Origin of the sequence: Tistrella arctica, from assembly GCF_039630945.1 — a bacterium.
GTDB lineage: Bacteria > Pseudomonadota > Alphaproteobacteria > Tistrellales > Tistrellaceae > Tistrella > Tistrella bauzanensis.
This window is the reverse complement of record NZ_JBBKTV010000010.1, coordinates 117,830-140,282: the sequence shown is the minus strand read 5'-3', so window position 1 is coordinate 140,282 and position 22,453 is coordinate 117,830. Positions and strand designations below refer to the sequence as shown.

Here is a 22,453-nt window from a genome sequence, read left to right as displayed (position 1 = left end):
CGGGCTGAACATGAGCGTATTCTGAGAGAAATTCAAGCGTCATGATCGGATTTCTGGTCGATTCATCGTCCGGCTCGGGCGAGCGGGACAAAAATACATCGCTTTTCCGGCGCTGTCACAGCCCGTCATCTCACCGCGACGGCGACGGGTGGGGCGGGCCGTCGGCCGCCTGGAAGCCCATGATCCGGGTGAAGGCATTCAGCGTGCGATCGCGTGCGGCCGGATCCCGCAGCAGGCGACTGGTCTGGGCATAGGCCAGCACCATGCCGAACAGCAGGAAGGCGCGGTCGCGGTCGCAGCCGGTGGGGCTGGCGCGGTCGCAGGCGGCGGCGACCAGGTCCGCCAGCAGGGTCTGCCACTGACGTTGACCCTCGACCAGCTTGTCGCGCAAGGGGCCCGGCTGGTCGTCGAGTTCCACGGCCGCCGCGGTCAGCGGGCAGCCGCCGGGCAGATGATGGCCATCCACCCAGGCCAGCCAGTTCAGGAACACCGCCGCAAGCCGAGCCCGGCCGGGTGGCTGCGCGCGTGCCGGCCGCCAGACCACGGCGGCGAAGCGGTCCTGCATGGCGTCCAGCAGGGCGGCCTGCAAGGCCTCCTTCGACCCGAAATGGGCGAAGACCCCGCTTTTCGACATGCCGAGCGCCGCCGACAGCTCCCCCAGGCTCAGCCCCTGCATGCCGTGCAGGCTGGCGCGGTCGAGCGCCGCGGCGATGATCCGCTGCCGGGTGGTCTCCGCCTTGCTCATCCATTCGCTCCTGGTCGCATATCTGGCCGCGGCATCGCCTCGGCGCCGGTCCAGCATAGGGGCCTTGACCAAAAAGCACGATCGTTCACTAATAATCCACAGACCGTTTTCTGTGGAGCCCCCGCCGCCATGTCCGACATCACCTTGTTCTATGCCAGGGCCGCCTGCTCGCTGGCCGTGCGGATCGGTCTTGAGGATCTGGATCTTGCCTATGAGGACCGGATCGTCGACATCAAGGCAGGCGAGACCGGGGCACCGGCCTTCCTGGCGGTCAACCCCAAGGGGCGGGTGCCGGTGCTGGTGACGGCCGCGGGCGACACGCTGACCGAGGCGCCGGCGATCCTGGTGTATCTGGCGCTCAGCCACCCCGACGCTGGCTTGCTGCCCGCCGATCCGCTGGGCCATGCCCGGGCGCTGGAATGGCTGAGCGAGCTGTCGGGCGTGATGCATGGCCAGGGCTATGGCGGGCTGTGGCGCAGCAACCGGTTCAGCGACGATCCGGCGGCGCAGGACGGCATCCGTGCCCGCGCGGCCCGGACCATCGCCGACCAGTCGTCGCGCATCGATGCCCGCCTTTCGGGGCGCGACTGGGCGCTTGGCGACCGCTATTCGGTGGTCGATGCGTTCCTGCTGGTCTTCTATCTGTGGGGGCGGCGCGGCGGCACCGACATGGCGGGGCTGTATCCGAACTGGCATGCCCAGGCGGAACGCGTGCTGGCCCGGCCGGCGGTGCAGCGGGCGCTGGCGCGTGAGGGGCTGGCACAGCCGCTGCCGGCGGTCGGGATCTGAGCGGCCAGGGCGGTCTGACCGGGTGGTGATGTCGGGCAGGGTGGGGGTCGTCGGCCGTTGACGGGTGCTCAGGATACCGGTTCGTGGGTAGAGGCGGACGACAGCCGCTCTCCGCGGCGCAGCATCTGGCCCCGCCCGACGGCGATGCCCATCTCCAGGCTGGCGGCGATGCGGCCGGCCCGATCGATCAGCAATGCGGCGCCGGCCTCGGTGCAGATGGTGGTGACGGTGTCGCGAAACAGCGCCAGCCAATGATCGAAATCGGCACCGCTGATCGGCAGCGGCAGATGCGCCGGCATCGGCCGGCCATGATAATCGCCGGTCATCAGCGCCACCGACGACCAGAACCGGCGCATCTGCGCCAGATGGGCCGGCCAGCGCTCATCGGCGATGCGGGCGGCGAAAACCGGGCCCAGCACCGGATCGACGCGGATCCGGTCATAGAAGCGGTCGACGACCTGGCCGATGACCGCATCGGTCAGGCCGGTCTCCTCGATGATCCGGGCGGTCAGCGCGGCCCGCCGTTCGGGGCCGCCCTCGGGGTGCAGCGACATCGCAGGGCCTCATCATTCAATGCATTCCATATGCATCTTATGGGCGCGCCCCGACGGGATGACAAGCGGCGGGGCCGGCCTGCGACCTCCGGTCACGTGGCGGCGCGGAACAGAAGATCGCCGACCGGCCGGCCCTGTTTCAGATGCTCGTCCACGATCCGCCGGGCGGCGGCGGCATCGGGCACCGCATACCAGTATCCGCCGGGATGCAGGGTCAGCACCGGTCCGCGATTGCAGGGAAACAGGCAGCGGCTGCGGGTCATCATCACCCGATCGGGGGTCTTGTTGCGCAGACCCGCCGCTTCCAGCGCCGCCAGCAGTGCCGTCCACACCGGCCCGGCGCCGCGATGGGCACAGCGCGGCCCGTCGCAGGCAAAGATGTGATGGGCATGCTCCGGCGGGTCGTTCCATGACGGCCTGGTGTCGATGGCGGGGCTGTTGCGGATGTCGTCGTGGTCGCTGGCGGCGATGCGCGCGGCGATCGCGTCGACGAAAAGCGGGTCGCCCTCAACCGGGGCGCTGAAGCTGATGTCGAGGGTGATGGCATGGCGCTGTGCCCAGTCATGCAGGGCACCCGGCAGCCAGCCACGCAGGCTCATCTCGGCCGGCACCACCAGATCGACCAGCAGCACCGCGTGATGGCCGCCGCCGGCCAGGTCGCCAAGCGCGCCCGAGACGGCTGGTACCGCCAGTTCGGTGAAGGCCAGCACCACCGGCCCGTCGAAGCCCGCGGTGTCCCGCAGCCGGGCGGCCACGGCCGCGCGCAGGGTTTCCAGCCGGCGCGGGCTGCCCTGGCCGCGCCGCACCAGCAGGATGACCGCGTCATGGTCGATCCGGGCAATCGTCGGCGAGGCTGGCGTCGTGTGGTCAGCCGGCATCGCGGCCGCGATCTGCGGCTGATCGATAACGGTTTGAGATGTCTGGATAAATCGCCATCGTTGCACTGTCACCAATCGCCTCCGCCGAAACGGATCGGCGGTTCATGGGTCAATGGCTGGCAGCGGAAGCGGGTGCGGCGATGTCCGGGGGGGCGGCATATGGGGCGGGCTGTCCGGCGGGGTCCGGAACAGCCGCATGCGCGGCCCTGGATCAGCGCGCACCGCCCTCCGCGGCTTGCCGGTCGTGTCACAGGCTGGTTTCCGGGCTCGACCGCGGGAGGTTTCAAGGACCGCGTCTGGTCCTGATCCTCCGGGCCCGTGCCTTCCCAGGCCGCCCCGGCCGATGCTGGCGGGGGTGAAACCCAGTGGCTGCGACGGGCTTGCCGCATGTCCTACCGTTGCGGGGGCAGCGTCGGCTTCCGCCATGCCGGATCGGGTGATCCGGGATCGCGTTCCGACTTCCCAATTCTCCGCGAGTGACCCTGACCGGACCACTCAACGGCACCTGTGCAGCCCTGATGCTAGACCGCCGGACCTGCGTCTGCAACGCGTTTTCACGGCGTCGACGTGGCCGGAATGGCGTCGGCCGGTTCGCCATGCGGTCTGAAGACAGCGGATTGACGGCGGCCCCCACACGCCTCTACCGTTGCCGCGACCCGATTGAACCAACGTGAGGCGCGCATGAGCACCCGGTCGAAAATACCTGCGACGATCGTCACCGGCTTTCTCGGCGCGGGGAAGACCACGCTGATCCGGCATCTGATCGAGAATGCCGGCGGCCGGCGTCTGGCGCTGATCGTGAACGAATTCGGCGATGTCGGTATCGACGGCGATCTGCTGAAGGGTTGCGGCATAGACACGTGCCCTGATGAAAACGTGATTGAACTGGCAAATGGCTGCATCTGCTGCACGGTCGCCGATGACTTCCTGCCGACCATGGAAGCGCTGCTGGCCCGCGAGCCGCGCCCCGATCACATCATCATCGAAACCAGCGGGTTGGCGCTGCCCAAGCCGCTGGTGCAGGCCTTCGCCTGGCCGTCGGTGAAGACCCTGGCGACGGTCGACGGCGTGATCGCCGTGGTCGATGGCGCGGCGCTCGCCGAAGGCCGGGTTGCCAATGATCCGGAGGCACTGGACCGTCAGCGCGCCGCCGATACCTCGCTCGACCATGAGGCCGAGGTCGACGAGCTGTTCGAGGATCAACTGGCCTGCGCCGATATGGTGATCGTGACCAAGACCGATCTGCTGGATGCGGCCGGACTGGCCCGCGCCCATGCGGCGATCGCGCCCGAATTGCGGCCGGCAACCCGGGTGATCGAGGCGGCAGGCGGCAAGGTCGACCCCGCCGTGCTGCTGGGGATCGGCGCCGCGGCCGAGGACGACATCGCGTCCCGGCCCAGCCATCACGACGGCACCAGCGAGGAGGAGCACGGCCATGACGCCTTTGCGAGCTTCGTGGTCGAGCTTCCCGACGGCATGAGCCCCGATGACATCAGCCGGCGGATCACGGCGGCGGTGGCCGATCATCCGATCTATCGGGTAAAGGGTTTCGTTTCGGTGACAAACAAGCCGATGCGGCTGGTGGTTCAAGGCGTGGGGCCACGGCTTCAGCAGCATTTCGACCGGCCCTGGGGGGCTGGCGAGGCCCGGCGGTCACGGCTGGTGGTGATCGGTGCGCAGGGGCTGGATGCCGGGGCGGTCGCGACCGCGCTCGGCGGACGGACCGCGGCCTGAGACCGGGCGGGGCAGCCCCCGATGCATCTGCTGGCAGCCGAACCCGGCCGGATCGATGATGGCGACGAGGCCATCGACCTGCGCCAGAGCCCGGCCGAAATGGTGGTGGTCACCGCCGCCGACACCGAACTTGCCTGCCTGTCGGCGGCGCGGGATCGGCTGGGCGATGCCGCACCCGGGTTGCGGCTGGTCAATCTTCAGCGCCTGAAGCACCCGATGTCGGTGGATCTGTGGGTGGACCGGACGCTGGCCCATGCCCGGCTGGTGATCGTGCGCCTGCTGGGCGGCACCGCCTATTGGCCCTATGGGCTGGAGCGGTTGACCGAGATCGCCCGCGCCCGGCCGATCGCCCTGGTGGTGATCCCCGGCGACGACAAGCCCGATGCCTCGCTCGACGGGCTGTCGACGGTGTCGCCGGCGGAGCGGCGGCGGGTGCTGGCCTATTTCTCGGGCAATGGCGTCGGCAATGCCTGCGGGCTGCTGCTTCATGCCCAGCATCTGCTGGGCCGGCGCGCCGAACCTGGCCCGGCGCCGGTGCCGCTGCCGCCCGCCGGGCTGCACCCGGCCCTGGCCGGCGCGGGTGACGGCACCGCCGCCGACAGCACGGCCGCCCAGCCCCTGCACGGCTTGAGCGGCGCCGATATCGAGCGGATCGACGCGGCGGTGGCGACCGGCCGGCCGGTCGCCGGCATCGTGTTCTATCGCGCCCTGGCGCTGGGCGGCCAGACCGCGGCGGTGGATGCGCTGGCGGCGGCCCTTGAGGCGCAGGGGCTGGCACCACTGGCCATCCATGCCCAGAGCCTGAAGGATCCGGCGGCGGCGGCCTTCGTGCGCGCGGCGCTCGACCGGGCCAGGGCGGCGATCGTGTTGAACACCACGGCCTTCGCGCTGGGATCGGCGACCGGGGTGGGCGGGCCTGCCCGCACACCATTCGACGGGCTGAACCGCCCGGTGTTGCAGGTGGTGCTGTCGGGCGCCAGCGAGGCCGCCTGGGCGGGCGGGCATCGCGGGCTTGGGCCCGCCGACCTCGCCATGCATGTCAGCCTGCCCGAGATCGACGGCCGGGTGCTGACCCGCGCGGTTGCCTTCAAGGCCGAGGCACGCTGGGATCCGGCGACCGAATGCCCGATCCTGGTTCAGGCGCCGAAGCCCGACCGGGTGGATTTCGTGGCGGCGCTGGCCGCCGCCTGGGTGCGGCTGGGCCTGACACCGCCCGCGCGGCGACGCGTGCTGCTGGTGGTGGCGAATTATCCCAACCGCGATGGCCGGATCGGCAATGGCGTCGGCCTGGACACGCCGGAAAGCGTCGCCCGGATTCTGGGCGCGCTGACCGCCGCCGGCTATGACACCGGTGATGCGCCGACCGATGGCGCCACCCTGATGGCCCGGCTTCTGGCCGGCCCCACCAACGACCTGACCCGGCGGCGCGCGTCGGCGGCGACGGATGACGGCGATCAGACGGCAGGCATCGCCTGGAGTCTTGATGCCTATCGCACCTGTCTGGCGGCGATGCCGGCCGGGGCGGCGGCGCGGATCAGCGGCCGCTGGGGCGATCCGGCCGACGACCCCTTCGTGGCCGATGGCGCCTTCCGCCTGCCGGTGCATGTCTTCGGGCGGGTGGCGGTGGCGGTGCAGCCGGCGCGTGGCTACAACATCGATCCGGTGGAGAGCTATCACGACCCGGCCCTGCCGCCACCCCATGGCTATGCGGCCTTCTATGGTTGGGCGCGCACGGCGTTCGGCGCCGATGCGGTGGTGCATGTCGGCAAGCATGGCAATCTGGAATGGCTGCCGGGCAAGTCGCTGGCGCTGTCGGCCGATTGCCTGCCGGAAGCGGTGCTGGGCCCCCTGCCCAATCTGTATCCGTTCATCGTCAACGATCCCGGCGAGGGCGCGCAGGCCAAGCGCCGGACGGCGGCGGTGGTGATCGACCATCTGACCCCGCCCCTGACCCGCGCCGGCAGCTATGGCCCGCTGGGCCGGCTGGAGGCGCTGGTCGATGAATATTACGAGGCGACCGGGCTGGACCCGCGCCGCCTGCCCGAACTGGGGCGCGGCATCGTCGCCGAAGCGGCACGGCTGGGGCTCGACAAGGATTGCGGCGTCGAGGCCGGCATGGCCGAGGAAGCGGCGCTGGCCCGGATCGACGCCCATCTCTGCGACATCAAGGAACTTCAGATCCGTGACGGGCTGCACATCTTCGGCAGCAGCCCCGATGGTGACCGGCTGACCGAATTGCTGGTGGCCATCCTGCGCAGCCCGCGCCACGCCGGCCAGAGTGGCGACGCCTCGATCCTCAGGGCTCTGGCGCTGGATCTGGGGCTGAGCGACCCGGCGGATGGCGGCTTCGATCCGCTGTCACGCGATTTCGCCGCCCCCTGGACCGGCCCCAAGCCCGCCGTGCTGGGCGATGCCGCCGGCTGGCGCAGCGCCGGCGACACGATCGAGCGGCTGGAAGCCCTGGCTCATGATCTGGTGGCGGGCACGCGGCCGGCCGATCCGGCCTGGATCCGCGCCACCGAGGTGCTGGCGGTGGCCGAGCGGGTGATCAGGCCGGCGATCGAGGCCTGCGGCGCCGCCGAGATGACCGCATTGCTGCATGGCCTCGATGGCCGGTTCGTGGCGCCGGGGCCGTCGGGCGCGCCGACGCGCGGCCGGCCCGAGGTGCTGCCCACCGGCCGCAATTTCTTCTCGCTCGACAGCCGCTCGCTGCCCACGCCCGCCGCCTGGACGCTGGGTTGGAAATCGGCCGGCCTGCTGGTCGATGCCCACGTCCAGGAGCAGGGCATGTGGCCGCGCCGGATGGTGTTGACCGCCTGGGGCACCGCCAATATGCGCACCGGTGGTGATGATATCGCCCAGGCGCTGGCTCTGATCGGCGCCCGGCCACGCTGGGATGACATCTCGGGCCGGGTGGTCGGGTTCGAGGTGCTGCCGGCGGCCCTGCTGGGCCGGCCGCGGGTGGATGTGGTGCTGCGGGTGTCGGGTTTCTTCCGCGACGCGTTTCCGGCCCAGATCGATCTGTTCGACAGCGCGGTGCGGGCGGTGGCGGCGATGGCCGATGAGGATGACGAGACCAACCCGATCGCGGCGGCGATGCGCGATGATCGCGCCCGGCTGGAAGCCGATGGCGCCGATGGCGAGGCGGCCGCGCGCGCCGCAGGCTTCCGGGTGTTCGGTTCGGCGCCGGGGGCCTATGGCGCAGGTCTTCAGGCCCTGATCGATGAAGGCGGCTGGACCAGCCGCGCCGATCTGGCCGAGGCCTATCTTACCTGGGGCGGTCATGCCTATGGCGCGGGCGCCGAGGGTGAGGGCGCCCGCGGCCTGTTCGCGGCCGCCCTGTCGCGCGCCGATGCGGTGGTTCAGAACCAGGACAACCGCGAACACGACCTGCTGGACAGCGATGATTACTATCAGTTCGAGGGCGGGGCGGCGGCGGCGGTGGAAACCCTGTCCGGCAAGGCGCCGGTGGTCTGGCACCCCGATCACAGCCGCCCTGAACTGCCGGTGATCCGCACGCTCGATGCCGAGATCGCCCGCGTGGTGCGTGGCCGCGCCGCCAACCCGAAATGGATCGCGGGGGTGATGCGCCACGGCTATAAGGGCGCTTTCGAAATGGCGGCGACGGTGGATTATCTGTTCGCCTTCGCGGCCACCACCAATGCCGTGGGCAACCACCATTTCGACCAGCTTTACGACGCCTATCTGGCCGATCCGGCGGTGCGTGACTTCATCGCCGAGGCCAACCGCCCGGTGCTGGAAGAAATGGCCGTGCGCTTCGCCGAGGCGATCGATCGCGGGTTGTGGCGCCCCACCCGCAATGCCGTTCACGATGAACTGACCGCCCTTCGTGCCGCCGGCCATGCCGGTCGTGCGGACCAGCCCCTTCCGGAGACCGACCGATGACCGACAGCCGCACGCCCGAGACCCCTGAAGACCTCGACCGCCGCCATTCCGAGAAGATGGCCAAGAAGAAGGCGGTTCGCGACAAGATCGTCGCCGGCAAGACCATCGAGAAGGGGTTGCTGATCGTTCATACCGGCAAGGGCAAGGGCAAGTCGACCGCCGGCTTCGGCATGGTGCTGCGTGCCATCGGCCATGGCTTCAAGGTCGGCGTTGTCCAGTATGTGAAGGGCGCATGGGACACCGGCGAGCGGACGGTGCTGGAACGCTTTCCCGATCAGGTGACGATCAAGGCACTGGGCGAGGGTTTCACCTGGGAGACCCAGGACCGGACCCGCGACGTGGCCGCCGCCCGCGCCGCCTGGAACGCCACGCTAGAGATGCTGGCCGATCCTGAGATCCGCATGGTGCTGATGGACGAGATCAACATCGTGCTGCGCTATGGCTATCTGCCGGTCGATGAGGTGATCGAGGGCCTGTCGCGCCGCCACCCCGACACCCATGTCATCGCCACCGGCCGCAACGCCCCCGACGCGCTGATCGCCGCCGCCGATCTGGTCACCGAGATGACCATGATCAAGCATCCGTTCCGCGACGGGGTGAAGGCGCAGGCGGGCGTGGAGTTCTAGGTTCAGGGGGAGTTCCAGGCTCAGGCTCCGTCAGTCGACCATCCGCTCGGCTTCCGACAGGTCGACCGAGACCAGCCGGCTGACCCCGCGCTCGATCATCGTCACGCCATACAGCCGGTCCATGCGCGCCATGGTCATCCGGTGATGGGTGACGACCAGAAACCGGGTGTGGCCGGCCGCGGCGATGTCCTCGACCAATGACAGGAAGCGGTCGACATTGGCGTCGTCGAGCGGCGCGTCGACCTCGTCGAGCACGCAGATCGGCGCCGGGTTCGACAGGAACACCGCGAACAGCAGCGCCAGGGCGGTCAGCGCCTGTTCGCCGCCCGACAGCAGGCTGAGCGATTGCAGCTTCTTGCCGGGGGGGCTTGCCAGGATGTCGAGCCCGGCATCGAGCGGGTCGTCGCGCTCGATCAACTCCAGCCGGGCGCGACCGCCACCATACAGCCGTTCGAACAGCCGGCCGAAGGCGCCGTCGACCTCTTGAAACGCGGCGAGCAGCCGGGCACGGCCATCGCGGTTGATGTCGGCGATGCCGCGGCGCAGCCGGTCGACCGCGCCCTGCACATCGTCGCGTTCGCCCTGGATCTGGTCGTGCTCGGCCCGCACGGCCGCATACTCCTCGGCGGCGCGCAGGTTCACGGCGCCCAGCGCCTCGCGCCGGCGGGTCAGATCGGTCACCCGGCGCAGCAGCACGGGTTCCTCGGCCGATGGCAGCACCGGGCTTGTGAAGCGCGGGCCGACAGGTGGTGGGGATGATGGCGATGCCGGCTCGGCCGCGATATGGCCTGATAGCGGCAGTTCGGGCTCCCCGTCATCATCCTCGCCCGCGTCGTCGCCGGCATCGCCCAGCAGCCGGCGTTCGGCGCGCACCGCGTCTTCCAGCGCATCCGGCCCCAGATTGAGCCGTTCACGCAGATCGGCCACGAAGGCGTTCCAGGCCTCGCGCACCTGATCGGACTGGCCGGCGGCGCGGGTGCCGGCATCGCGGGCTTCGGCCAGACGGGCAGTGGCGGCCCGCTCGTCGGCGGCGGCCGTGGCGCGGGCGGCCTCGGCCAGCCGCAGGTCTTCGCTTGCCCGGTCGAGCGCGGTTGCGGCCGCGCGCAGGGCCGCATCGGCGGTGGCGCGGGCGGATGCCAGGGCATCGGGCTGTCCGGCGATCGCCTGCTGGCGGGCGTCCAGATCGGCGAGCCGCCGATCCAGCGCCGCCAGCCGGTCGGACGCCGCCTGCCGGCGGGTGGTCGCCCGCACATGATCGGCGGCCAGATCGTCGCGACGTCGGGCCAGCGATGCGGCCTCGGCTTCATGGCCGGCGATCCGGCGGGCAATCTCGTCACGCGCCGCACGGGCGGGGTTGAGGGCGGCTTCCGCCGCCTCCGTCGCCGCGCGGGTCTCGATGACGGTCCGGTCGCCCGCCAGCCGGTCGGCCAGGTCGTCGTGGCGGCGCGCCGCGTCCTCGGCCTCGACGCGGCTGGCGGCGGCCTGCGCCTCCAACTGGTCGCGGCGCCGGCTCAGGCCGCGCTGTTCGCCCTCGGCGCGCTCCAGCGCCGCGCGGGCTTCATTGATCTGCCGGTCCAACTGGCGCAGGCGGCCATCGGCCCCGCGCAGGGCGGCATCGGCGGCGCCACGCCGGCGGCGGGCCTCGGCCAGCGCCCGATCGGCGGCGGCAAGCCCGGCGCGTGCGGCCTGATCCTGGGCCTGGGCCTCGGTCGTCGCGGCGGTGGCGGCGGCAAGCCCGGCGGCAGGATCGGGTTCGGCCGCGATCGCCGATGCCGTGGCCGATGCCTCGGCCAGCGCGTCTTCGGCGGCGGCCAGTTTTTCGGCGGCGAGACCGGCACGGGCGGTGGCGTCACGAACGGCGGCGGCTGCGCGCGACGCGGCCTCGGCCGTCGTCACCGCATGGCGTCGGGCCTCGGCGGCGGCATGGCGGGCAGTCTCGCGCCGGCTGCCGGCGGCCTGATAGGCGGCGGCGGCCGTGGCGGTCGCGGCCGCTCCGGCATCGCGGGTGGCGGTGGCCTCGGCCATGTCGGCGCTGAGCGCCCGCCGGCGCGCCCGGCGGCGCAGATCGGCCGCCCCCGATGTCTCGCCGGCGGCGGCGTCCGGGCGCAGGCGATAGCCATCGGCCCGCCACAATCCGCCATCGGCGGTGACCAGCGCCGCACCGGCCGGCAGCGCCGGCGCCAGGGCTTCGGCGGTGTCGGCATCGGCGACCAGCCAGCAGGCGGCCAGCGCCGGCATCAGCGCCGCGGGACCGCGAGCCAGATCCGAGAGCGGCCGGGCGCCGGCGGTGGCGATGACCGGCGGCATGGCTGGCGGGGGCGATGCCCGGTCGGCCCAATGGCGCGGCGCCCCGGCCGTCAGCCGGGCGGTCAGCCCGTCGCCCAATGCGGCTGCCAGGGCGACGGCATGATCATCGGCAACAGTCAGCACGGCGCTCGCCGGTGGCCCGCTCGCCGCACCGGTATCGTCGGCGCCGGCTTCGGCCGCAATCAGCCGGTCCAGCGCCCGGGCCTCGGCGGCGAGTGCCGCAAGGGTTGCCGTGGCCTCGTCCTCGGCGGCGCGGGCGGCGCGCAGGGCGGTTTCGGCGCTGGCGAAGTCTGCCTCGGCCTCGGCCTCGGCGGCATCCGCCGCGCGCGCGGTGCGGGCTGCCTCGTCGGCGCGGCGCGCGGCATTCTCGGCATCGGCTGTCAGGGCAGCCGGGTCGGGCAGGCCGGTCGCGGCGGCGCGGGCCTGATCCCGACGGATCGTGGCGTTGCGCAGCCGGGCTTCGACCTCAACGGCCCGGCGGCGGGCGGCTTCGGCGGCGGCGCCGGCCTCGTCGACCGCGCGACGGCGGGCGGCAAGCTGCTGGGCGGCTTCGGCGGCGGCGGTCACCGCCGGGTCGCGGGCGGCCTCGGCCTCGGCCAGAGCCGCATCGGCGGCATAGAGCGCGGTTTCGGCGGCGTCACGGGCCGCGGCAGCGCGCGCCGCCTCGGCTTCGGCCTGCCCCAGCCGGGCTTCGGCCTCGTCCAGACGCCGGCGGTCGGCCAGACGGCGGGTCACCTCGTCCAACTCGCGGGTGGCGGCGCGCGCCACCTCGGCCAGCCGGTCGCGGTCGCGCGCCAGGGCCGCCAGGTCGCGCGCGGCGCCGGCGGCTCCGGCCTCCGCCTCGGCGCGGGCGCGGTTGGCATCGGTCAGGGCGGCTTCGGCGGCGGCCATGGTGGTTGCGGCCGCTGTCGCCGCTGTGGCGTCATCGGCACGGACGGCCGCAATCGCCGTCGCCGCCTCGGCCAGCGCCGCCGCCTCGGCGGTCAGGCGGTCAAGCTCGGCCTCGGCGCCCGCGGCGTCGGCGGTGGCGGTGGCGCGGTCGTCGTCCAGCGCCGCGCGGGCGCGGGCCAGTTCCTCGGCCAGCGTGTCGATGCGCGCCGCTTCGGCCGCCAGCCGCGCCAGCTCGGCCTGGGCCAGATCGCGGGCGGCACGCGGGGCATCCAGCGCCAGACGCGCGGCCTCGGCGGCCCCGGCCGCGGCCTGGGCCACGGCTGTGGCGCGGGCGGCATCGGCGGTGGCGTTGCGCATGGCGGCATCGGCGCCGGCTTCGCGCTCGGCCGCCCGCGCCCGGCGTTCGACCAGGGCGATGCGCCGTGCCAGCATCAGTTCGGCCTGAGCCAGCCTCAGGCGCTGCGACAGCCGCCGATATCGGCCGGCCTCGCGCGCCTGCTGGCGCAGTGCCGCCACCCGTACCGCCAGGGCGGCGATGATGTCGTCCAGTCGGGTCAGATTGGTCTCGGCGGCGGTCAGGCGCTGTTCGGCCTCGCGCCGCCTTGCATGCAGGCCGCTGATCCCGGCCGCTTCCTCAAGGATCGCGCGGCGATCCGATGGTTTGGCGGAAATGATCTGGCCGATCTGGCCCTGACCGACGATGGCGGTGGAGCGCGCGCCGGTCGCGGCGTCGGCGAACAGGATCTGCACGTCGCGGGCGCGGGCCGGGCGGCCGTTCACCCGATACTGGGTGCCGTGGCCGCGCTCGATCCGCCGCCTGACCTCGATGGTCTCGGCCTCGGTCCACGGCATCGGCGCGCGACCATCGGCATTGTCGAGCACCAGGGTGACATCGGCCAGATTGCGCCGCGGCCGGCCCTCGGCACCGGCGAAGATCACGTCGTCCATCTCGGCGCCGCGCAGATTGCGGGCCGATGCCTCACCCATCGCCCAGCGCAGCGCTTCCGTCAGATTCGATTTGCCACAGCCATTGGGGCCGACCACGCCGGTCAGCCCCGGCGCGATCTCGACCTCGGTGGTATCGGCAAAAGATTTGAACCCGCTCAGGATCAGGCGGACGAACTGCATCGGCGCGATCCGGTCTCGGGCGGCGGCCGCCGGGCGATGGCTGGTCTGACCTTACGGCAACTTGGCGTCGATGACCTTGGCGAAGTCATCGATCGGCAGGTTGCCGGTCACCTTCTCGCCATTGACGATGAAGGTGGGGGTGCTGTCGATCTGGAAGGCGCGCGAGCCTTCAAGCCGCTGGCTCAGGATCTTTTCCTCGATCGCGCCATCGGTCAGGCAGGACTGCATCTTGTCGTCGCTCAACCCGGCCAGCCGGCCATAGCGCTTCAGGCCCTCGGTCGGATCCTGCATCGTGCCCCATTCCGCCTGGCTGCGGAACAGCACGTCGACGAAGCCGGCATAGCGTTCAGGCGCCACGCATTCGGCAAGCTTGGCCGCGACCAGCGCCGGCTCGTTCAGCGGGAAATGGCGCAGCACGATCTTGACCTGGCCCTGATCGATATAGCGCGCCTTGATGTCCTGAAGCGTGGTGGCGTGGAAGGCCGCGCAATGCGGGCAGGTCAGCGAGGAATATTCAACGATCGTCACCGGCGCCGCCGGGTCGCCGATCACATGATCGCCGGGCTGGGCCTGGGCCAGCGCCGGGGCGTCGGCCGTCGACTGGTTGGCGGGCTGGCTGCTGCCGGCGGCTGGCGGGGCAGGCGTTGCCGCCGGCTCGTCCTTCAGGGCGAACTGCCATGCACCGAGGCCGACGACGGCGACAGCGGCGATACCGATCAGGCCATAGGTCAGATTGCGCACCGGACGACGAAGCTCCTGCTGAAACGCGATTTGGTTGGCTGCGGAGTGTAGTGCGGGATGCCGGCTCAGGCCAGTATCGATACGGTGACCTGGTGTCGCAGAGATGCCCCGGGCGTGGCCATTCCCACAGGGAGGCCGCGTCGGCGTCATGTGCCTTTCAGCGCGTTGCGCGCCAGCACCGCACGGCCCAGCCGTTTCAGCCGGGCGGCGAGGTCGGGGTCTTCGGTGCCGTCGAACATGCGGTTCAACCGCACCTCTTCGGCGGCTGGCAGCGGTGCCGCGGGCGCGCGGCGGCGGTTGTGGCTTTCGGGGATCGGCCCCTGGCGGATGCGCAGCCGCGCCACGGCGCCATAGCCGAAATAGGCATTCACCCGTTCGATCAGCAGGTCGCCCAGCATCTGGATTTCCGTCGCGAACGGACCGGCCACCTTGACATAGAGCGTGCCGCCCGCGCGTTTTCCGGGCGGAAAGGTCAGCTCCAGCGGCATGGTCACCCGGTCCAGCGGCTGGCCGATGATCTGCGGCCAGTCGGTGACGATGCGGCCGGCCATGAAGCCGCGCCGCCTGAGATCGCGATCGAGCAGCCCCGGCACCAGATCGGCGATCCGGCGCTCGGCCCGGATGCGCTTGGGCGCCTCGTCGGCGGGCTTCGGCGCCGGCCGGCGCTTCGCGGCGGGTGCGGGATCGGACATCGGGGCTCCGGTGGCGGCAGGTCGGGTGATAATGGTGCCAGTCTAGGCCGATGACGGCCTTCCGAACAGGGGGTCACGTGCCGCAGGCGGCGGCGCGGGCCAGAAGATGGAAGCGTTCACGCGCATTGCGGGTCAGCCCGGCAGCGTCCACGAAATGCTCCCGTGCCTCGGCCTTGCGTCCGGCACGACACAACAGATCGCCGATCACCGCCGGCAGCGGCGCATATCCGGCCAGCGCCGGCAGTGTGGCCAGCGTCATGGCGATCGCCAGCCCGGCCTCGGGGCCATGGGCCATGCCATGAGCGACCGCACGGTTCAGGGTCACCACAGGCGACGGCATGACCAATTCGAGGTCGTCGTAAAGCCCGGCGATCCGCATCCAGTCGGTGGCGGCGAAGTCCGGCGCGCGCGCGTGGCAGGCGGCAAGCGCCGCCTGAAGGGTGTAAGGGCCGCGGGTCTCGGCCAACCTCCAGGCCAACCCCTCGGCCTGGGCCAGGGCATCCAGGCCCTGGCTGATCAGCAGCCGGTCCCAGCGCCGCCGGTCCTGCGCGTCGAGCGGCACGGCCGACCCATCGGGGGCGATGCGGGCGGCAAGGCGCGATGCCTGGATGTCCATCAGCGCCTTCAATCCCAGCACCTCGGGGTCGGCCGGCATGGCGGCGGCCAGAACCCGGCCCAGGCGCCGGGCCTCGGCACACAGCGCCGGCCGGGTCAGGTCGGGGCCGGCGGTTGCCGCATAGCCTTCGTTGAAGATCAGATAGATCACCTCAAGCACCGAGGCGAGGCGCGGGGCCAGCGCCGGCCCGCGCGGGATCTCCCAGGCAAGGCCGGCGGCGGAGAGCGTTTTCCGTGCCCGCACCAGGCGTTGCGCCATGGTCGCCTCCTTGACCAGAAAGGCGCGGGCGATCTCGTCGGTCGCAAGCCCGCCGATCAGGCGCAGGGTCAGTGCCGCGCGCGCCTCGCGGGTCAGCACCGGATGGCAGGCGGTGAAGATCAGCCCCAGAACCTCGTCACCCAGATCATCATCCATTGCGGCTTCCGCGCGCGCGATCCGGCGCAGGCCGTCATGGTCGGGCACCGCCGCCGCCGGGGTCTGCGCCAATTCGGCCAGCTTGCGGCCGCGCATCCGGTCGTGGCGGAGATGGTCGACGGCCCGGCGCCGGGCGGTGGCCATCAGCCAGGCGCCGGGATTGGCGGGGATGCCGGTCTCCGGCCAGGTCGCCAGTGCCGCGACCAGCGCATCCTGGGCAAGATCCTCGGCCCGGGTCAGATCGCGCAGCATCCGGGCGAGCCCGCCGATCAGGCGGGCCCGCTCCATCCGGAACACGGTCTCGACCGTCCGGGCGACCGCGTCCGCCCGCTCGTCGGTCTCAGCCAAGGCGGTCCCGGACCCGATCGTGGACCGCTGCCGCCTCAGGGGTCATGACGGCGTCGAAATCCGACAGGTCGTAAAGCGGCCGGATCTCGATCTCGCTGGGCCCGGGCATCGGGTTCGGGCAGCGCTTCACCCATTCCACCGCCTCGGCCATGTCCTTCACCTCCCACAGCCAGTAACCGGCGACCAGTTCGCGGGTTTCCGCGAACGGGCCGTCGATCACGGTGCGACCGGCGCCATCGAAGGCCACGCGGCAACCTTTGGACGACGGCTTCAGCCCGTCGCCGGCCAGCATGATGCCGGCCTTCACCAGCGCCTCGTTGTACAGCCCCATGGCTTCAAGCAGGCCGTCGGGGGGCATGACGCCGGCTTCGCTGTCGGCCGTGGCCTTGACCAGAACCATCACACGCATCGTCGCATCTCCTGTCGGATGGGCACCCGAAGCGGGTGCGATAACCATACGACGAACGATGCTGCCTGTGATCGACAGGCCGGTGGTGGATGCCGGAAAAAAAGTTCACCACCGGCCTTCGGGGCGCCCTCAGCCGCCCCAGGCACCGGCATCGGGCACCACCGCCGCGAAACGGTCGGCCAGCGCCGCCAGGGTCGCGCGGTGCAGCAGCTCGGCCGGCACTGGTTCGGCCTCGCCGCCGGCCGGCGGCAGGTCGCGGGTGGCGCAGCCCCGCGCCACCACGGTCGGGCTGAAGCCCAGATGCAGGGCGGCACGGGTGGTGGTGGACACGCACATATGGGTCATGAAGCCGGCGAAGACCGGCTGGTCGCGACCGGCGGCGCGCAGTCGCCCGGCCAGATCGGTGCCGGTGAAGGCATCGGGCAGGGCCTTGGGGATCACCGGCTCGTCACCGCGCGGGCCGGCTGCGGGGATGATCAGCGAGCCGCTGCCATCGGGGTCGAACAGGGCGCCGCCGGGCCGGCCCAGATGGCGGATGTGGAAAACCGGCACCTCCAACTGCCGCATGCGGTGGACCAGCCGGATGATCTCGTCCAGCGCCGCATCCACGCCCACCAGCGGCAGGCGGCCATTGCGATATTCTTCCTGCACGTCAATCAGCACCAGGGCGGCGCGGCTGGCCTCCGCCGGGGCGAGGCTGGCGCCGGCATGGGCGAGAAGGGTGGTGGCAGGGCCGGTGACGGGCATGGGATCGGCTTTCCGTGCAGGAGCGGGCTGGGGGCAGGTGCGGGCTGGACAAGTCAGGCTAGGGCAACGCCATGATGCTGGCGGAAGATGATGGGGGTCAGAACGGCCAGACCGGGCGGGGCGGTTCAGGCAGCGGATCGGGCAGGTTCAACGCCCGATGCTCGCCCCGCGGTACCGCCCCATGGGCGGTCGTCGCGGCAGGATGGAACAGCCGGGCGACAAGGCGGAACAACAGGGGCCGTATGATGGACGGCCAGATCGGATGGGCGCAGGCCGGAAAGGCGAATGCCGGCGGGCCCGGCCGCGACCGCAGGGCGGGGGCCAAGGGCGGGGAGGGGAGCATGGAACGTCTCCGGGGTTCGTGATACGGTCCAATCTACGCCGCGCCGGACGGGGGTGCGATCGAGGCTTTCTCGCCCATAGCCCTAACCTGGCTGAGTCTCGCTCATCCATGGCCGCCGCCTCCGGCCATGCGTCCGTCCCATTGCCTCAGAGGGTGCGTTGAGTCAGCCACCGCTACGCCGTCGTCGTCTGCCTCCGCTTCTGGCGCTGCGCCATTTCGAGGCGGCGGCCCGCCTTGGCGGCTTCGCCCGCGCGGGCGAGGAACTGGGGGTCACGCCGGCGGCGGTCAGCCAGCAGGTCCGTCAGTTGGAAGACTGGCTGGGCCGGCCGATGTTCGCCCGCCATGCCCGCGGCGTGGAGGTGACGGAATATGGCCGCCGGCTGTTGCCGACGCTGACCGAGCAGTTCGACACGCTTGAAGCGACCCTGCGCCGGGTGCAGGAGGCCGATGCCGATGTCAGCCTGACGGTATCGACCCTGCCGAGCTTCGCCGGTCGCTGGCTGCTGCCGCGCATGGAACGGATGACGGCGGTGCTGGGCGGCCGCCAGGTCAGCCTTCTGGCATCCTCGATGCTGGCCGATTTCACCCGCGACGGGGTGGATGTGGCGATCCGCTATGGCGGCGGGCGCTATGTCGGGCTGATCGCGCATCATCTTCTGCCCGGGCAGATGGTGGTGGTCTGCGCGCCGGCCATGGCCGAACGGCTGCGCGCGCCGGCCGATCTGTGCGGCGTGACCCTGCTGCATGACGAAATTGAAACCGGAACCACGGTGGTCGAACCGGGCTGGACCGATTTTCTGCGCCGCTTCGGGCTGGGGGCGATCGATGGCGGACGGGGCCCGCGCTTCGGCCTGACCTTTCTGCAACTGGATGCGGCGGCGGCCGGCATGGGCGCCGCCCTGGTGCCATTGGGCCTGGCGATCGACGCGCTGGTGGCCGGTACCCTGGTGCGCCCCTTCGCCCAGGCGCTGGAGGTGCCCTATGATTACTGGCTGGTCTGCCCGGAAGACCGCGCCGGTGCCCGCGCGATCCGCGATTTCATCGCCTGGGCGCTGGACGAGGCCGGCCGCCAGATGGCGGCTCTGCCGCCGCCGGTCCATGGCTGACCGCTTGCCGATCGGGCCTGTGGCCGCTATCTGATGGCGCCTGCCCTGTTGCCTTGCCCGGATCGGAAACCCACCGCCCATGCCCCGAGGTCGCCCCGCCAAGCCGAAGCTCGCCATTGCCGTGCCGGCGATCGATCCCGATCGCCGCGACCGGCTGCGGCGGGCATTGCTCGACTGGTATGATCGCCACCGCCGCGTTCTGCCCTGGCGGGCGGAGCCGGGCCAGACTGCCGACCCCTACGCCGTGTGGCTGTCGGAAATCATGTTGCAGCAAACCACGGTTGCGGCCGCCGGCCCCTATTTCCGCGCCTTTCTGGATCTGTGGCCGCGGGTGACCGATCTGGCGGCGGCACGGCGCGAGGCGGTGCTGGCCCGCTGGGCGGGGCTTGGCTATTACGCCCGGGCCCGCAATCTGCATGCCTGCGCCGAGGTGGTGGCCGACTGCCATGGCGGCCGCTTTCCCGATACCGAGGCCGGCTTGCTGGAACTGCCCGGCATCGGCGCCTATACCGCCGCCGCCGTCGCATCGATCGCCTTCGACCGGCCGACCGTGCCGGTGGACGGCAATGTCGAGCGGGTCTGCGCGCGGCTGTTCGCGATCGCCACGCCTCTGCCCGATGCCAAGCCGGAATTGCGGGCGCGGGCGGCACAGTTCGCCCATGACCACCGGCCGGGCGATTTCGCGCAGGCGATGATGGATCTGGGAGCGACGCTGTGCACGCCGCGCCGCCCCGCCTGCCATCGCTGCCCGTGGAGCGGCGATTGCGCGGCCGAGGCGGCCGGCATCGCCGACACCCTGCCGGCCCGGCTGCCAAAGGGCGACCGGCCCGTCCGCCATGCCGTGGCCTTTATCACTCTGCGTGCGGCCGATGGTGCCCTCCGCATCCGCACCCGCCCCGATTCCGGCCTGCTGGGCGGCATGGCCGAGGTGCCGGGCACGCCGTGGGAAGAAGGGGCGCCATGGGATCAGGCCGCGGCGCTGGCCCATGCGCCGCTGTCCCCCCAGGGCTGGCGGCTGCTGCCGGGGGTGGTGGTGCATGTCTTCACCCATTTCCGGCTGGAGGCGCGGGTGATGCTGCGCCATCTGGACCGGGCCGAGGCGGCGGCGCTGGATGCGGCCGAGGCGGGGGAGGCCGGTGATCCGCGCTGGTGCCCGCCTGAGGCGCTGGGCCGGGCCGGGCTGCCCAGTGTGATGGCCAAGCTGGTCGAGCATGCCCGGATCGGCACCAGCGAGCCGGGTCTGCCTCTGTAGCCGGGCCGGAGCCGGCTGCTGGATGCGGCAATCGGAACCCTTGATCCCGTGGGGCGCCACCGCCAAGCTGGCAGGGGCCAGCCATCCGCCGCGCCATCTGACCCCAAGGACCGCCAGCCCATGCCGATCACCCGCCAGACCGACCGCCTGGACAACCCCGTGACAACCGGCCTTGCCGGCACGCTCGATGGGGTGAATGCCTTTATCGGCGGGTTCCTGGGCTATCGCACCGAAGCCGTCGATCTGCTGCCTGCCGCCGATGCCGACCCGGATGCGGCGCTGGCACAGGCCTATGCCGCGGCCTTGCACATGTTCGCCGAAGCCCATGACGCCACCGCCAATGCCACGCCCTATCTGGCGCGGGCGGAAGCGGCGGCGAAGGGCGCGACCGAGCGCGAGCAGTTGACGGTGAAGGCGGTGGGGGCGTGGGTGCGTGGCGACATGCCGGCCGCGATCCGGCTGCATGAGGAAACCGTCGCCCGGTTCCCGCGCGATCTGGTGGCCGCCAAGCTTGGCCAGTATCACGCCTTCAATCTGGGCGACAGCCCGACCATGCTGCGGATCATCGACCGCGCGGCGCCGCATGCCGACGAGGTGGCCGAACTGCACGGCATGCGGGCCTTCGCGCTGGAGCAATGCCATCTGATCGACGAGGCCGAGGCGGAGGCCCGGACGGCCGTGCGCCTGCGCCGCGACGAACCCTGGGCGCATCATGCCATCGCCCATGTCTGCCTCAGCCGTGGCCGCACCGATGACGGGCTGGCCTTCATGCGCGAGATGAGCGAGACCTGGGTGGGCCTCAATTCATTCATGTCCACCCATAACTGGTGGCATCTGTGCCTGTTTCTGCTCGACCGCGACCGCATCGACGAGGTGTTCGACATCTTCGACGGCCGGGTCTGGGGGGTGTGGAAGGAATATTCGCAGGATCAGGCCAATGCCGTGTCGCTGCTGATGCGCCTGGAACTGGCCGGGGTCGATGTCGGCGACCGCTGGGCGGATGTGGCAACCTATCTGGCCCCACGGACCGGCGATCATGTTCAGCCGTTCCTGGACCTGCATTATCTGTACGGGCTGGCGCGCGCCGGCCGCTGGGCCGAGGCCGGGGCATTGGAGGGCTCGCTGCACGCCCATGCCCACGCGGTGCCCGCCTTCCTGAAGACGGTATGGGGCGAGGTGGCGGTGCCGGCCGCCGATGGCCTGCTGGCCCATGCCCGTGGCGACTGGGCGGATGCCGTGCGGGGGCTGGGCCGCGCCCTGCCGCGGATGACCGAAATCGGCGGCAGCCATGCTCAGCGCGATCTGTTCGAACAGGTCTATCTGGATGCGCTGATCCGCGCCGGGCGGCTGGTGCCGGCCCAGCAGATGCTGGAACTGCGCCGGGCGGCGACGCCCGATGTGCCGGCCAATCTGCGGGCCCTGGCGCGGGTCTATGGCCGGCTGGGGCTCGATACCCGCTCAGCGGCGCTGGACGCCCGGGCCGAGGCGCTCAGCCGGCGGTATCGCCACGGGTAAGTTCCGCCTTCAGGCTGGACAGGATCTCGGTCGACAGCTCAGGATCGGTGGCGGCCGCGGCGCGTGCCAGCGCCAGCCCCCCGACCAGGGCCGACATCATCAGCAGCGCCTTGCCGCGATCCGAGGCCCGGCCGTCGCCACCATCGCCGGCCAGGGACGGAAAGCGGCCGATCAGCGTGTCGGCGAAGTGGTCGATGCCTTGAGCATATTCGGCCTGAATACCGGTGTCCTGGCGGGGAATATCCGACGCGAAGGCGGCGATCGGGCAGCCGATATCGCGGCGGTCGCGATGGGTTTCAGACAGATAGCCATCGACATACTGCGCCAGATCACCCTTGGCCAAACCGCGCCCGCCTGCCAGCCGATCGACCGTATCCTTGAACGCGACGCCGCAGGCTTCGGCCGCCAATGCATCCTTCGAGGCGAAATGGCCATAGAAGCCGCCATGGGTGAGGCCAGCGGCCTTCATGATTTCCGCCACCCCCACGCCATCGAAGCCGCGTTCGCGGAACAGTCGTGCCGCCGCCTTGACGATGGCCGCCCGGTTCGCGGCGGCCTGTTCCCGTGTCACTTTCATTTGCGGCACCCCGTTGCTGGTCGCGCTGCCGGCTGTCGAACATGACCGGCTGTCGGACTGATCGGCGCTTGACATTAATCATGATGTTTATCATCAATAACACAAATCGATGATCTCCATCATCATAAATCGAAC

Annotated in this window: 17 protein-coding genes and 1 riboswitch; of the genes, 7 read left to right on the top strand and 10 right to left on the bottom strand. The window is 71.2% G+C overall.

Annotated elements, in window-relative coordinates; translation table 11 throughout:
* Window positions 1-130 precede the first annotated feature (130 nt).
* Entirely contained in the window at window positions 131-745 is a 615-nt protein-coding gene (locus WG924_RS21945) for a TetR/AcrR family transcriptional regulator (RefSeq protein ID WP_345935194.1), read from the bottom strand.
* 129 nt (window positions 746-874) lie between these two features.
* On the opposite strand from WG924_RS21945, the gene WG924_RS21940 reads away from it, so the two are divergent.
* Window positions 875-1,534, top strand: coding sequence for a glutathione S-transferase family protein (locus WG924_RS21940; RefSeq protein ID WP_345935193.1), 660 nt, complete (start codon window positions 875-877; stop codon window positions 1,532-1,534).
* A gap of 68 nt (window positions 1,535-1,602) precedes the next feature.
* Here WG924_RS21940 and WG924_RS21935 read toward each other — a convergent pair whose 3' ends face one another.
* Complete coding sequence (locus tag WG924_RS21935) at window positions 1,603-2,088, bottom strand: group III truncated hemoglobin (RefSeq protein WP_345935192.1); 486 nt, start codon at window positions 2,086-2,088, stop codon at window positions 1,603-1,605.
* 92 nt (window positions 2,089-2,180) lie between these two features.
* Window positions 2,181-2,966: a (2Fe-2S) ferredoxin domain-containing protein gene (locus tag WG924_RS21930; RefSeq protein ID WP_345935191.1), complete on the bottom strand. Its 786-nt coding sequence runs from the start codon at window positions 2,964-2,966 to the stop codon at window positions 2,181-2,183.
* A gap of 235 nt (window positions 2,967-3,201) precedes the next feature.
* A riboswitch (cobalamin riboswitch) is annotated at window positions 3,202-3,490 on the bottom strand.
* 157 nt (window positions 3,491-3,647) lie between these two features.
* Here WG924_RS21930 and cobW point away from each other — a divergent pair.
* From cobW to cobO, 3 genes are read left to right on the top strand one after another with little or no spacing between them, the layout of a single operon-like run.
* Entirely contained in the window at window positions 3,648-4,700 is a 1,053-nt protein-coding gene (gene cobW, locus WG924_RS21925; protein ID WP_345935190.1) for a cobalamin biosynthesis protein CobW, read from the top strand.
* 21 nt (window positions 4,701-4,721) lie between these two features.
* Window positions 4,722-8,606 carry a cobaltochelatase subunit CobN gene (gene cobN / locus WG924_RS21920; protein WP_345935189.1) on the top strand — a complete coding sequence of 1,295 codons (3,885 nt, stop codon included), beginning with the start codon at window positions 4,722-4,724 and terminating at the stop codon, window positions 8,604-8,606.
* A complete protein-coding gene (gene cobO / locus WG924_RS21915; RefSeq protein ID WP_188575343.1) occupies window positions 8,603-9,232 on the top strand; it encodes a cob(I)yrinic acid a,c-diamide adenosyltransferase in 630 nt (209 codons plus the stop codon). Before cobN ends, cobO begins: the two co-directional genes overlap by 4 nt.
* 30 nt (window positions 9,233-9,262) lie before the next feature.
* Here cobO and WG924_RS21910 read toward each other — a convergent pair whose 3' ends face one another.
* The 6 genes from WG924_RS21910 to WG924_RS21885 all read right to left on the bottom strand — a co-directional run bounded on the left by WG924_RS21910 (window position 9,263) and on the right by WG924_RS21885 (window position 17,525).
* Window positions 9,263-13,558 (bottom strand): AAA family ATPase, encoded by a 4,296-nt coding sequence (locus tag WG924_RS21910; protein ID WP_345935187.1) that lies wholly within the window; start codon window positions 13,556-13,558, stop codon window positions 9,263-9,265.
* 51 nt (window positions 13,559-13,609) lie between these two features.
* Complete coding sequence (locus WG924_RS21905; protein WP_345935186.1) at window positions 13,610-14,299, bottom strand: DsbA family protein; 690 nt, start codon at window positions 14,297-14,299, stop codon at window positions 13,610-13,612.
* A 146-nt stretch (window positions 14,300-14,445) separates the two neighbouring features.
* Complete coding sequence (locus WG924_RS21900) at window positions 14,446-14,991, bottom strand: DUF721 domain-containing protein (protein WP_345935185.1); 546 nt, start codon at window positions 14,989-14,991, stop codon at window positions 14,446-14,448.
* A gap of 73 nt (window positions 14,992-15,064) precedes the next feature.
* Entirely contained in the window at window positions 15,065-16,309 is a 1,245-nt protein-coding gene (locus WG924_RS21895) for an RNA polymerase sigma factor (RefSeq protein WP_345935243.1), read from the bottom strand.
* Window positions 16,310-16,361: 52 nt separating this feature from the next.
* Window positions 16,362-16,778: a YciI family protein gene (locus WG924_RS21890; protein WP_345935184.1), complete on the bottom strand. Its 417-nt coding sequence runs from the start codon at window positions 16,776-16,778 to the stop codon at window positions 16,362-16,364.
* Window positions 16,779-16,907: 129 nt separating this feature from the next.
* Window positions 16,908-17,525, bottom strand: coding sequence for a cysteine hydrolase family protein (locus WG924_RS21885; RefSeq protein WP_345935183.1), 618 nt, complete (start codon window positions 17,523-17,525; stop codon window positions 16,908-16,910).
* 501 nt (window positions 17,526-18,026) lie between these two features.
* Here WG924_RS21885 and WG924_RS21880 point away from each other — a divergent pair.
* The 3 genes from WG924_RS21880 (at window position 18,027) to WG924_RS21870 (ending at window position 21,741) form a co-directional block, all read left to right on the top strand.
* A complete protein-coding gene (locus WG924_RS21880) occupies window positions 18,027-18,974 on the top strand; it encodes a LysR substrate-binding domain-containing protein (RefSeq protein ID WP_345935182.1) in 948 nt (315 codons plus the stop codon).
* A 79-nt stretch (window positions 18,975-19,053) separates the two neighbouring features.
* On the top strand, window positions 19,054-20,226 hold the full coding sequence (locus WG924_RS21875; RefSeq protein ID WP_345935181.1) for an A/G-specific adenine glycosylase: 1,173 nt from the start codon (window positions 19,054-19,056) through the stop codon (window positions 20,224-20,226).
* A 120-nt stretch (window positions 20,227-20,346) separates the two neighbouring features.
* Window positions 20,347-21,741 (top strand): tetratricopeptide repeat protein, encoded by a 1,395-nt coding sequence (locus WG924_RS21870; RefSeq protein WP_345935180.1) that lies wholly within the window; start codon window positions 20,347-20,349, stop codon window positions 21,739-21,741.
* Here the strand turns inward: WG924_RS21870 and WG924_RS21865 are convergent.
* On the bottom strand, window positions 21,716-22,318 hold the full coding sequence (locus WG924_RS21865; protein ID WP_345935179.1) for a TetR/AcrR family transcriptional regulator: 603 nt from the start codon (window positions 22,316-22,318) through the stop codon (window positions 21,716-21,718). The genes WG924_RS21870 and WG924_RS21865 overlap by 26 nt on opposite strands.
* Window positions 22,319-22,453: the final 135 nt, after the last annotated feature.